This window comes from Burkholderia glumae LMG 2196 = ATCC 33617 (genome assembly GCF_000960995.1).
Lineage (GTDB): Bacteria > Pseudomonadota > Gammaproteobacteria > Burkholderiales > Burkholderiaceae > Burkholderia > Burkholderia glumae.
The window spans coordinates 2,153,840-2,165,905 of the sequence record NZ_CP009435.1 but is presented as its reverse complement, the minus strand read 5'-3'; the positions used below and the strand labels follow the sequence as shown (position 1 = coordinate 2,165,905).

Here is a 12,066-nt window from a genome sequence, read left to right as displayed (position 1 = left end):
ACGAGGAACCGCCATGCTGCTCGCCCAGATCAGCGATCTGCACATCAAGCGTCCCGGTGCGCTCGCCTACCGGCGCGTCGACACCGCGGCGAGTCTCGCCCGCACCGTCGCCCGGCTCAACGCGCTCGCGCCGCGCCCCGACGCGGTGCTGATCACCGGCGACCTGACCGATTTCGGCCACGACGACGAATACCGGCACCTGAAGCGGCTGCTCGCGCCGCTCGCGATGCCGTACTACCTGCTGATCGGCAACCACGACGAGCGCGGCGCGCTGCGGCGCGCGTTCGCCGAACGCGCCGAGTTGCAGACGGGCGAGTTCGTGCAGTACGCGCTCGACCTCGGCCCGCTGCGCGTGATCGCGCTCGATTCGCAGATCACCGGGCAAAGCCGCGGCATGCTCTGCGACGCGCGGCTCGACTGGCTCGCGGCCGAGCTTCAGGCCGCCGCGGGGCGCCCGGTGGTGGTCGCGCTGCATCATCCGCCGTTCGCCTGCGGAATCGCCCACATGGACGCGCAGCGGCTCGATCCGGCCGCCGCGCGCCGGCTCGAGACGATCCTGCGCGGCCATCCGAACGTGGAGCGCGTACTGTGCGGGCACGTGCACCGGCCGATGGTCGCGCGCTTCGGCGGCACGCTCGCCTCGGCGGTGGGCGCCCCCGCGCACCAGGTGGCGTTCGACCTGCGCGCGGACGGGCCGTCCGCGTTCACGCTGGAGCCGCCCTCGTTCGCCGTGCACCGCTACGACCCGGCCATCGGGCTGGTCTCGCATCACGTCTACGTCGAGGCCGGCGACGGACCGCATCCGTTCTACGACGACACGGGCGCGCTGATCGACTGAGCGCGCCACGGCGCGCACGGCGCACGGCACGCGCGAGGCCGGCCGGGGTGTCCGGGCCGGCCGGCGCGGGGCCGGCGGATTTCGCGGGCCTCCGGTATGATCGGCAGCCTTGCCGGCCCGGGCGCCCGCGCCGGCCCGACGCACGCTTCTCGTTCCGATCCGATCGCCTCATGTCCACGCCGAACCGCGCCGCTCCGAACCCGCCGCCCGCCGCGCCCCGGCCCGACTCGCGCGGCCTGCTGCTCCTGCTCGCGACCATCGCGGGCGTGTCGGTCGCCAACCTCTACTACAACCAGCCGCTGCTCGGCGCACTGCGCGAATCGTTCCCGCGCGAGGCCGGCTGGATCGGCGTGGTGCCCACCGCCACCCAGCTGGGCTACGCGGCCGGCATGCTGCTGCTCGCGCCGCTCGGCGACCGCGTCGACCGGCGCCGCCTGATCCTGCTGCAGATCGCCGGCCTGTGCGCCGCGCTGCTGCTCGCGGCCGCCGCGCCGGCGCTGCCGGTGCTGGCCGCCGCGAGCCTCGCGATCGGCGTGCTCTCCACCATCGCGCAGCAGGCCGTGCCGTTCGCGGCCGAGATCGCACCGGCCGCCGAGCGCGGCCAGGCGGTGGGCACCGTGATGAGCGGGCTGCTGCTGGGCATCCTGCTGGCGCGCACGGCCGCCGGCTCGATCGCCGAATACTTCGGCTGGCGCAGCGTGTTCTGCGTCTCGGTGGCCTCGCTCGTCGCGCTCGCGGCGGCCGTGCTGCTGCGGCTGCCGCGCAGCACCCCCACCTCGACGCTGAGCTACCCGCAACTGCTCGGTTCGCTCTGGCATCTGGCGCGGGAGCTGCGCGGGCTGCGCCATGCCTCGGCCACGGGCGCCGCGCTGTTCGCGGCGTTCAGCGCGTTCTGGCCGGCGCTCACGCTGCTGTTGGCCGGCGCGCCCTTTCATTTCGGGCCGCAGGTGGCGGGGCTGTTCGGCATCGTCGGCGCGGCGGGCGCGCTGGCGGCGCCCCATGCGGGCAAGTCGGCCGACCGGCGCGGGCCGCGTGTGGTGATCTCGCTGTCGATCGGACTGGTGGCGGCCTCGTTCGTGATCTTCGCGGTGTCGGCCACGCACCTGATCGGACTGGCGCTCGGCGTGCTCGTGCTCGACGTGGGCGTGCAGGCCGCGCAGATCTCGAACCAGTCGCGCATCTATGCGCTCAAGCCCGAGGCGCGCAGCCGCGTCAACACGGTCTACATGGTCTGCTATTTCATCGGCGGGGCGGTCGGCTCGTCGGCCGGCGTGGCGGCCTGGCACGCAGCGGGCTGGAGCGGCGTGAGCGCGGTCGGGCTGCTGTTCGCCGCGCTGGCGGGATGGATCCACCATCGCAGCGGGCGGCACCGAGACTGAGCGCGCCGCGCGCCGCCATGGCGACGGCCGTGCCGACGGCCAGCGACTGCGCGCCGGCCTGCGGCGGCGGCCCCCGATCGATGCGCGCTCGGGCGGCGCCGCGCGTCAGCGCGCGGCCTTGCGGGCCGGGTCGCAGAGGAACGAGAGCCCGACGCTGCCGAGGATCGCGATCGTCGCGACCACGGTGGCGATGGTGACCGGCTCGCCGAGCAGCAGCGCCCCGAGCGCGACCGCGACGATCGGGTTCACGTACATGCAGCTGCTCGCGAGCACCGGGCTGGTGTTGCGGATCAGGTAGCCGTAGGCGACGTAGGCGATCATGGTGCCGAAGATCATCAGATAGAAGAACGCCACCATCGGCAGGAACGCGGCGTGAACGCTGCGCTCGCCGAGGCAGAGCGCCACCACGGTCGAGACCAGCCCGCCCAGGCCGATCTGCAGCGCGGTGGACAGGAACAGGTCCGACGGCAGCTTCAGGCGGCTGGACAAATGCACGCCGCCGGCCCAGAACAGCCCGCCGCACAGCACCGAAATGCTGCCGAGCGTCGAGCCGGGCGTGGACGGGCCGCCCGAGTTGAGGATCACGATACCGGCCATGCCGAGCCCGACCGCGGTCCACTCGCCCTTCGAGACCGGGCGCCCCGCGATCGCGGCGATCACGGTGGCGAACAGCGGCACGGTGGCGACCATCACGGCCGCCGAGCCGCTGCTGACGGTACGCATGCCGAGCGCGATCAGCCCCGAGGAGGCCGCCACCAGCATGGTGCCGACGATCGCCGCATTGCGGATCTCGGCGAACGAGGGCAGCGCCGGCTTGCGGCGCATCGCGAACACGAACAGGCCGATGCCGGCCAGGCCGTTGCGCAGCCCCGAGAGCAGCAGCGGCGGAAAGGTTTCCAGCGCCACGTGCAGCGCCAGATAGGTCGAGCCCCAGACGAAATAGATGAACCCGAGCGCGAGCACGATGCGGCCGCCGCGGCTTTGCGGCAGGCGAATCCGGTCGCGCAGGCGCAGGCGGCCCGCGGCCGCGAGCAGTCGATCGAACGGGGTCATGGTTCAGGCCGCCCGGTGGGCGCCGCGCGCATCGGGCGCGCCATGCGGCCGGGCGGCCGGGAGCACGCGATGCGCTGCGCAAGCAGGCGAAACGGGACAAGCAACAAGCGGGCGCGGCCGGCGCGAAGCCGCAGCGGCAGGAAAAAACGGGCGGGACGGCATGTCGTCGAGAACGGAACCGGAGAAGTCGAGCTGGGCCAGCGAACGCTGGCGCGCCGCGAGCCGCGACGCATCGATGGCATTATGCATGAACGCTAGCGCCGAACCTCGCCGTCAATCGGGAAAAGCGCGGCGCTGATGCATCGGCGCGACACCACGGCGAGGCGCCCGCGCGCCTGGCGGCACCCGCGCCTGGCCGCCTGCCGCCAAGCGCCGGCCGCTTGCCCGAGCACGACATGCGGCCCGGCCGACACCAGGCGCGCGCCGCCGCGATCCGGCACCGGAAGCCCGTGCGGCGGCACCGGTTGAAACCGCAGCCGTCCGGGTGTATCGTTCGCCCTAGCTAACGCGGGGGTCCTGCGCGGCGCCATTCGAAACAGGGCGCTTCGCGGGTGAGAAATACCCTTTGAACCTGATCTGGATAATGCCAGCGCAGGGAAGCGTACAGGCCTCGACCCCTTGCCTCATCCTCCGGCCGGCCTGCCGCCCATCTCGTCTCCTGCTTAGCGCCCCACCTCAGGAGATGACTGCATGAATGCCAATCCGAAGTTCCTGTCGGCCAATGCCCGCGTCGACGCCGCCGCGATCGCCCCGCTGCCGAATTCACGCAAGGTCTACGTCACCGGCTCGCAGCCCGACATCCGCGTGCCGATGCGCGAGATCACGCAGTCGGACACCCCGACCGGCTTCGGCGGCGAGAAGAACCCGCCGATCTACGTCTATGACACGTCCGGCCCGTACACCGACCCGGAAGCCCGGATCGACATCCGCTCGGGCCTGCCGGCGCTGCGCCAGCGCTGGATCGAGGCGCGCGGCGACACCGAGATGCTGGCGGGCCTGACGAGCGAGTACGGCCGCGAGCGCGCCGCCGACCCGGCCACCGCCGAACTGCGCTTCCCGGGCCTGCATCGCCAGCCGCGCCGTGCGCAGCGCGGCCGCAACGTCACGCAGATGCACTACGCGCGCCAGGGCATCATCACGCCCGAGATGGAATTCATCGCGATCCGCGAGAACCAGCGCCGCGCCGAGTACCTCGCGAGCCTCGAGGCAAGCGGCCCGAACGGCGCCAAGCTGGCCGCCATGATTGGCCGCCAGCATCGCGGCCAGGCGTTCGGCGCAGCCGCGTTCGGCGCGCAGGCGCTCACCGAGATCACGCCCGAGTTCGTGCGCGAGGAAGTGGCGCGCGGCCGCGCCATCATCCCGGCCAACATCAACCACCCCGAATCGGAGCCGATGATCATCGGCCGCAACTTCCTCGTGAAGATCAACGCGAACATCGGCAATTCGGCCGTGACCTCGTCGATCGGCGAGGAAGTCGACAAGATGACCTGGGCGATCCGCTGGGGCGGCGACACGGTGATGGACCTGTCCACCGGCAAGCACATCCACGAGACGCGCGAGTGGATCATCCGCAACAGCCCGGTGCCGATCGGCACCGTACCGATCTACCAGGCGCTGGAAAAGGTCAACGGCCGCGCCGAGGACCTCACCTGGGAAATCTTCCGCGACACGCTGATCGAGCAGGCCGAGCAAGGCGTCGACTACTTCACGATCCATGCCGGCGTGCGCCTGCAGTACGTGCCGCTCACGGCCAACCGGATGACCGGCATCGTCTCGCGCGGCGGCTCGATCATGGCGAAGTGGTGCCTCGCGCATCACCAGGAAAGCTTCCTCTACGAGCACTTCGAGGACATCTGCGAGATCATGAAGGCCTACGACGTGAGCTTCTCGCTCGGCGACGGCCTGCGCCCCGGCTCGATCTACGACGCCAACGACGAAGCCCAGCTCGGCGAGCTGAAGACGCTCGGCGAACTCACCCAGATCGCCTGGAAGCACGACGTGCAGGTGATGATCGAAGGCCCCGGCCACGTGCCGATGCAATTGATCAAGGAGAACATGGACCTGCAGCTCGAATGGTGCGACGAGGCGCCGTTCTACACGCTCGGGCCGCTCACCACCGACATCGCGCCGGGCTACGACCACATCACGTCGGGCATCGGCGCGGCGATGATCGGCTGGTTCGGCACCGCGATGCTCTGCTACGTCACGCCGAAGGAGCACCTCGGGCTGCCGAACAAGGACGACGTCAAGGAAGGCATCATCACCTACAAGCTCGCGGCACACGCGGCCGACCTCGCCAAGGGCCATCCGGGCGCGCAGGTGCGCGACAACGCGCTGTCGAAGGCGCGCTTCGAGTTCCGCTGGGAAGACCAGTTCAACATCGGCCTCGACCCGGACAAGGCGCGTGAATTCCACGACGAGACGCTGCCGAAGGATTCGGCCAAGGTCGCGCACTTCTGCTCGATGTGCGGCCCGCACTTCTGCTCGATGAAGATCACGCAGGACGTGCGCGATTTCGCGGCCAAACAGGGCGTGTCGGAAAGCGAGGCGCTGAAGAAGGGCATGGAGGTCAAGGCCGTCGAGTTCGTCAGGACCGGCGCCGAAATCTACCACCGCCAGTGAGCCCGGGCGCGGCGGCCCGCGCCGCCGCGCCGCTCGCGCAGCAAGGTTCATACCCGCGCAGATACATTTGATTACGCGCGCAAACTCGCTTAACAAGTGCTTACAGTCGCAGGCTGCGGCCTCGCTTAGAGTGGTAGCATTGCGCGGCATTGGTACTGCGCTCTTTCCACTCTTGCGAGGAACCCGTTATGAACTCGATCCGTCGTATTGGGATAGGTGCTTTGTTGATCGCTACAGTGGCGAGTCTCTCGGCCTGCGATTCGATGACCACGCGCCAGCGCGATACGGCGATCGGTGCCGGCATCGGCGGCGTGGCCGGCGCGGCGATCGGCGGCAACGCGCTGTCGACGCTCGGCGGCGCCGCGGCGGGCGGCCTGATCGGCAATCAGGTCGGCAAGTAAGCGCCGGCCTTCGCAGCCCCCGGCCGCAACGGCGGCGGGCGGTATCGCTCTGGTAGGCGCCTGCTGCCCGCCGCCTTGATAGCCGCGCCTCGCAGCCGGGCGTTGCTGCGCGTTTACCGCCCATTTGCGGCCCATTTTCGGTCCATGGCGCCGGAAGGCCGCGGCCAGGCGCCCGGTCCGCTGAAATGCGCCGTTACCGTTTCACACAGCGTTTCACTTTCGACGCGCCTAAGCTGCCGGTATCGTCACCGCCCAGGATGCCCGCGCCTCGAGGCCCGTCATGAAGACCCGCACGCTTGCCGCCGCCACGCTCGCCACCGTTTCGCTGGCGGGCTGCTACTACCCTTACGGCTATTACCCGGCCGGCACCTATGTGGCCACGCCGGTGGTGACCGATCCGGTCGTCACGGCCTACCCCGCCCCCGCCTACGTGGCACCCGCCTACCCGGCTTATTACCCCAGCTATTATCCGGCTCCTGCCTACTACCCTGCCTACGGCGGCTGGTGGGGGCCGTCCGTGTCGCTCGGCTTGCGCTTCGGCGGAGGCTGGGGCGGCCATGGCTGGGGCGGCCGCGGCTGGCACGGACGCCGCTGAGCGTCGGCGCCGAAGGCGGACGCCGGCGTCTGCCGGGCCCGTCGCATGGCCGGCCCGGACTTCATCGTATCGGGTTGGACGGGGGCCTGCCCCGGTCCGACGGCCCGCCCATCCGAGCGCCGTCCGCACCGCTCCCCGGCGCGGGCGCCTTTCGTCCGACATTTGCATGGCTTGCGGCTTCATTCGATCGCCACACATGGCCGCCCGGCACGCGCTACCATGCGGGGCCTCCCCGCCTCATGCCGAGTCTCGCCATGTCCGCCCGCCATCTCTTGCTGCTGCTCCTGCTCGCCTCGCTCTGGGGCGCCTCGTTCCTGTTCATACGCGTCGGCGTGGCCGAACTCGGCGTCGCGCCGCTGATCGCGCTGCGCGTCGGCTTCGGCGCGCTGTTCCTGGTCGGCCTGGCGCTCTGGCGGACCGGCGCCGGCCCGCTCGCGGCGGCGCTGCGCAGCCATGCGTGGCCGCTGCTGGTGTGCGGGCTGCTCAATTCGGCCGCGCCGTTCTGCCTGTTCGCATTCGCCGAGCTGACGCTGCAGGCCGGCGTGACGTCGGTGATCAACGCCACCACCCCGCTCTGGGGTGCGCTGGTGGCCTACCTCTGGCTGCGCGAGCGGCTCTCGCTCACTCGCGTGCTGGGGCTCGCGACCGGCTTCGCCGGCGTGCTGCTGCTGGTAGCGCGCCAGATGTTCGCCCCGGACGACGCCGGCGGCGACGCCGGCACCACGGCGCTCGCCGCCGCCGCCGCGCTCGCGGCCACGCTGCTGTACGGGATCGCCGCGAACTACACCAAGCACAAGCTGTCCGGCGTCGATCCGCTGCTCAACGCAGCCGGCACCATGATCGCTGCGACCGCGCTGTTGCTGCCGCCGGCGCTCGCCACCTGGCCGGCCGCGCCGGTGTCGGTGCATGCCTGGGCCTCGGTGCTCGCGCTGGGCATCCTCTGCACCGGCGTGGCCTATTTCATCTTCTTTCACCTGATCGCGCATGTCGGACCGTCGCGAGCGATCACCGTCACCTTCGTGATTCCGATCTTCGGAATCTTCTGGGGTGCCGTGTTCCTCGACGAAGCCGTCGCGCCGAGCATGCTCGCCGGCTGCGCGGTGGTGCTGCTCGGCACCGCGCTCGCCACCGGCGCGATCCGGCGCATCCCGGGGCTCGGCCCGGCGCGCGACGCGGCCTGACCCGGGCCCGCCGCGCCGGCACGCGCGGCCAACAACCGGCAAGGGCGCGCCGCCGTTCCGGTCAATTGGCCGATGCGCTTCGGGCGCGGCAGCGGCCAAGATCGTGCCCGGCCCGCCTCGACCGTCGTCGGCGCGCATCGGCCAGCCTCGGCGGGCGGCCGCCGCCCGTGATCGCCGTCGCGATGCAACCCCTGATCGGCTCGCGCTTGGCGTCCACACGCATTTTCTGCCGTCAGGCAATCGGTGTAGAGTACGCATGGAGATGCGACGCGGCCTGCCCGACGCCTGACATCGGCGATGGTCGGGCCGCGCGCCCGACGACGTTTCATATGCGACCGCGCGGTCCGCACCGACGATGCCACCGGCCCGCCGGCGTGCCGCCCTCACTGGACCGACGCGCAATGCGACCGTCTGCCGAACTGACACTCGACAACCTCGTCAGCCTGCTCGTCTCCGACGGTGCCGGCGGCTGGACCGCCGACTACCGCGGCCTGCGTCTCACGAGCGTGTTCCAGCCCGTGCTGTCGATCTCGCACCGGCGCATCGTCGGCTACGAGGCACTGGTGCGCGCGCAGGTCTCGCCTAGCGCGTCGCTCGAACCGGAAGCCCTGTTCGCGCTCGCGCACACGCGCGGCGACGCCCCGCTCGTCGACCGCATGACGCGCTGCCTGCACGCGGCCAACTTCGCCGCCCAGGATCCCGGCCACGGCTGGCTGTTCCTCAACGTGATGCCGCAGATGCTCGATTCGGGCAGCGCGCAGCGCGAATCGATCGACGAGCTGTGCGAGCATTTCGCGCTGCCCCCCACGCGCGTCGTGCTGGAAGTGATCGAGCAGCCGGTACGCGACGAGGCCGCGCTCGCGCGCACCATCGACCGCATCCAGCACCGCGACTTCCTGATCGCGATCGACGATTTCGGCACCGGCTTCTCGAACTTCGATCGTGTCTGGCAGGCGCATCCCGACATCGTGAAGCTCGACCGCTCGCTGGTCGAGCGCGCCCAGCAGCCCGGCGACGCGCGGCGCAACATTCGCCACCTCGTGACGATGCTGCATCAGGCCGGCGCGATGGTGCTGGCCGAGGGGATCGAGACCGAACACGCGCTGCAGGTCCTGATGGATGCCGACGTCGATTTCGTGCAGGGCTTCCTGTTCGGCCATCCCGAGGCCTCGCTCATGCTCGCGAGCGAGGGCGGCCCGCACTATATCGACCGCGCCTGGCAGCACCATGCACGGCGCCGCGCCGAGCATTCGCATGCGAAGGGCAACGGCTTCGAAGAACTGGAGCGGCTGGTGCTGCAGACCGCGCATGCCTATGTGGCGACCAGCGACCTGGCCGGCACGGCCGCGCCGCTGTTCGAGTTCGCCGCGATCCGGCGTGTGTTCGTGACCGACGCGAACGGCGTGCAGCCCGAGCCGTCGATCATGCGGGCCGGCGTCGTGACGGCCACCCAGGCCGCGCGCCTCGCGCCCCTCTTTCCCGACACGCACTGCAACTGGTCGCGGCTGCCGGTCTGGGAGCGCGCGATCCAGTCGCCGGGCCGCGTGGTGCTGACCGGCCCGCATCATTCGCTCACCGAAGGGCGCGACGCCTGGACCGCCGCGATCGCGTTGCCGGCCGGCGACGGGCCGACCGTGGTCTGCGTCGAATTCGTGCCCGACGGGCCCGGCGAGCCGCCGGCGGCCTGAGCGCGGCAACGCTCACTGCGCGCCGAGGATCGCGGCGGCGAACGTCGCCCCGACGATCACGACCGCGGCCGCCACCACCGCGGCGCTGACGCCCACGCCGAACAGCACGGTCCTGCCCACCGACACCGATTTCACTTCCATCTCGCGCAACTCGCGCAGGTCGATCTGGCCGCCGCCACCGCCGATCGCCTGAGCGCCGATCGTCTCGACCTTCATGCTGCCGGCCGTGCCGTCGCAGGCCTGATAGCGGATCTCGTCGCCGACCTTCAGGTCCCGTCCGGGATCGATCACGAACCGCGAACAGACCGAGTGCACCGCGTGGTTCGCCTCGGTGCCGTCCGGCGCCTGGCCGACCGGCCGGAACGACGTGCACCCCGACGTGCTCATCGCCACCGCCAGCCAGATCGCGCAGATCCGCGCCGTCTTCGTCGTCATCGCCTGCATGCTATGCCTCCCCCCTTGCTTCGATGGCCACGTCCTTGCCCGCCCCTCGGGCGCGAGCGGGCGGCCGGGGGCAGCGCATGGCTTGCGGCCCCCGGCCGCCCGGGACGTTGCGCGCCGCCGCCCGACCCGGGCGGCAGGCGGCGTTACCTCGCGCTCGCGCGATCGCGGATCTTCTTGCCGGTTTCCTTCTCGTACTGGCTGACATAGTCCTCGATCAGCTTGCGCAGCGCTCGGCCGATCTTGCGATAGTCGGACTCGTTGAGGTTGGCCAGTGACACGCGGCCCGACGGATGCGGCGTGCCGAAGCCGCGGCCCGGCAGCAGCACCACGCGCGCCTCGCGGGCGAGGCGGAACAACAGGTCCGACGGCTCGGCTCTCTTGAGCAGCCAGTCCACGAACTCGCGGCCGTATTCGCGCTCGCCGAGGAATTCGAGGTCGAGGATCGTGTAGTAGTCGACCTGGTTCGGATCGCTGTCGTCGAACGCGATGCCCACTTCCTCGTACAGCGCGCGCTTGCGGCTGCGGATCAGGCGCTTGAGCGCGTTCTTGTATGCGTCCGGCGTATCCATCAGCGAGAACAGCGAGAACAGCACCATCTGCACCTGCTGCGGCGTGGCCAGGCCGGCCGTGTGATTCAGCGCGACGGTACGGCTGTCGGCCACCAGCCGGTCGATGAACTTCAGCGAATCCGGGTCGGTCGTGATCGACTCGTAGCGCTCGCGCAGGCCCTGCTTCTGTTCCTCGGTCAGCTCGGCAATCTGGCGATCCAGCACGTTGTCGCGATGGGTGGCGATGGTGCCGAGGCGCCAGCCGGTCGCGCCGAAGTACTTCGAATACGAGTAGACGAGGATCGTGTTGTGCGGTGCGAGCGCGAACAGCGAGACGAAATCGTCGGCGAACGTGCCGTACACGTCGTCGGTCAGCAGCACCAGGTCGGGGCGATCCTTGACGATTTCGGCGATGTACTCGAGGCTCTCGTCGCTCAGGCGCACCGACGGCGGATTGCTCGGGTTGACGAGGAAGAACGCCTTGATCTTCGGATCGCGCAGCTTGTCGAGCTCGTCCTTCGAGTATTGCCAGTTGCTCTCGACCGTCGCGTTCAGATGCACGACATCGAGCTGGTAGTCGTTGAGCTTCGGAATCTCGATGTAGGGCGTGAAGATCGGCATGCCCAGCGCGATGATGTCGCCCGGCTTGATCAGATGGTTCTCGCGCATCGTGTTGAAGATGTACGTCATCGCCGCCGTGCCGCCTTCGGTGGCGAACACGTCGAATTCGCCGACGAAAGGATGCTTGCCGATCATCTCGCGGCGCAGGTACTGCCCGACGATCACCTCCGAGAGCTTCAGCATCCGGTCGGGCACCGGATAGTTCGCGCCCAGGATGCCTTCGCACATTTCATAGAGGAAATCGGCGTCGGACAGGCCGAGCTGGTCGCGCACGTAGGACACCGCGCCATGCAGGAAATCGATGCCGGGGCAGCCGTGGTTCTCGCGCAGGAACAGGTCGAAACGCTCGACGATGCCGTCGCGCTTGGGCATGCCGCCGAGCCCCTCGGGCATGTAGGCGAACGAGCGCTCCGCCTCGCGCATCGCGAACAGGCCGAGCTGCCAGAAGCCGTGGCGCGGGATGGTGGCGAGGAAGTTGGGATTGCCGCGGCCGGCGTTCAGCATCGAGACGTTGGCGGGGCGTTCGACCACGCCCTCGCCGGCAACCCTGATCAGCTCGTCCTTCAGTTCGAAGGGGCTGAGGGCGGCGAGTTTTGCCCGCTCGTTCAGGTTTTGGTCGTTCTTGGTCATGTTTCCATTCTCCGATAAGAACAGTTAAGAGTGCCGGGGCGGGGTGTCCGCCACGGCGTGTCGAAT

General features: G+C 70.1%; 10 protein-coding genes. 7 read left to right on the top strand and 3 right to left on the bottom strand.

The genetic code is table 11. From position 1 onward, the window contains the following. The first annotated feature begins 13 nt into the window (after positions 1 to 13). On the top strand, positions 14 to 838 hold the full coding sequence (locus KS03_RS22345; protein ID WP_012735106.1) for a phosphodiesterase: 825 nt from the start codon (positions 14 to 16) through the stop codon (positions 836 to 838). 170 nt (positions 839 to 1,008) lie between these two features. Continuing rightward, the gene (locus tag KS03_RS22340; protein ID WP_012735105.1) at positions 1,009 to 2,217 is read left to right on the top strand and encodes an MFS transporter; all 1,209 of its coding nucleotides are present in this window, start codon (positions 1,009 to 1,011) and stop codon (positions 2,215 to 2,217) included. Positions 2,218 to 2,322: 105 nt separating this feature from the next. Here the strand turns inward: KS03_RS22340 and KS03_RS22335 are convergent, their stop codons facing one another. Further along, positions 2,323 to 3,270, bottom strand: a complete 948-nt coding sequence (locus KS03_RS22335) for an EamA family transporter (protein WP_012735104.1) — start codon at positions 3,268 to 3,270, stop codon at positions 2,323 to 2,325. Between the two features lie 690 nt (positions 3,271 to 3,960). Between KS03_RS22335 and thiC the strand changes: the two genes are divergently transcribed. The 5 genes from thiC (at position 3,961) to KS03_RS22305 (ending at position 9,757) form a co-directional block, all read left to right on the top strand. Then, positions 3,961 to 5,892 carry a phosphomethylpyrimidine synthase ThiC gene (gene thiC, locus KS03_RS22325; RefSeq protein WP_012735103.1) on the top strand — a complete coding sequence of 644 codons (1,932 nt, stop codon included), beginning with the start codon at positions 3,961 to 3,963 and terminating at the stop codon, positions 5,890 to 5,892. A 188-nt stretch (positions 5,893 to 6,080) separates the two neighbouring features. Continuing rightward, positions 6,081 to 6,293, top strand: coding sequence for a glycine zipper 2TM domain-containing protein (locus tag KS03_RS22320; RefSeq protein WP_012735102.1), 213 nt, complete (start codon positions 6,081 to 6,083; stop codon positions 6,291 to 6,293). 280 nt (positions 6,294 to 6,573) lie between these two features. Continuing rightward, entirely contained in the window at positions 6,574 to 6,888 is a 315-nt protein-coding gene (locus tag KS03_RS22315; RefSeq protein ID WP_045678890.1) for a hypothetical protein, read from the top strand. A 254-nt stretch (positions 6,889 to 7,142) separates the two neighbouring features. Next, a complete protein-coding gene (locus KS03_RS22310; RefSeq protein ID WP_012735100.1) occupies positions 7,143 to 8,069 on the top strand; it encodes a DMT family transporter in 927 nt (308 codons plus the stop codon). Positions 8,070 to 8,470: 401 nt separating this feature from the next. Continuing rightward, positions 8,471 to 9,757 carry an EAL domain-containing protein gene (locus KS03_RS22305; protein WP_012735099.1) on the top strand — a complete coding sequence of 429 codons (1,287 nt, stop codon included), beginning with the start codon at positions 8,471 to 8,473 and terminating at the stop codon, positions 9,755 to 9,757. Between the two features lie 12 nt (positions 9,758 to 9,769). Here KS03_RS22305 and KS03_RS22300 read toward each other — a convergent pair whose 3' ends face one another. Together KS03_RS22300 and KS03_RS22295 are read right to left on the bottom strand one after the other, a co-directional pair. Further along, positions 9,770 to 10,192: a hypothetical protein gene (locus KS03_RS22300; RefSeq protein ID WP_232252275.1), complete on the bottom strand. Its 423-nt coding sequence runs from the start codon at positions 10,190 to 10,192 to the stop codon at positions 9,770 to 9,772. A gap of 152 nt (positions 10,193 to 10,344) precedes the next feature. Then, positions 10,345 to 12,000: a bifunctional aspartate transaminase/aspartate 4-decarboxylase gene (locus KS03_RS22295; RefSeq protein ID WP_012735098.1), complete on the bottom strand. Its 1,656-nt coding sequence runs from the start codon at positions 11,998 to 12,000 to the stop codon at positions 10,345 to 10,347. Positions 12,001 to 12,066 lie beyond the last annotated feature (66 nt).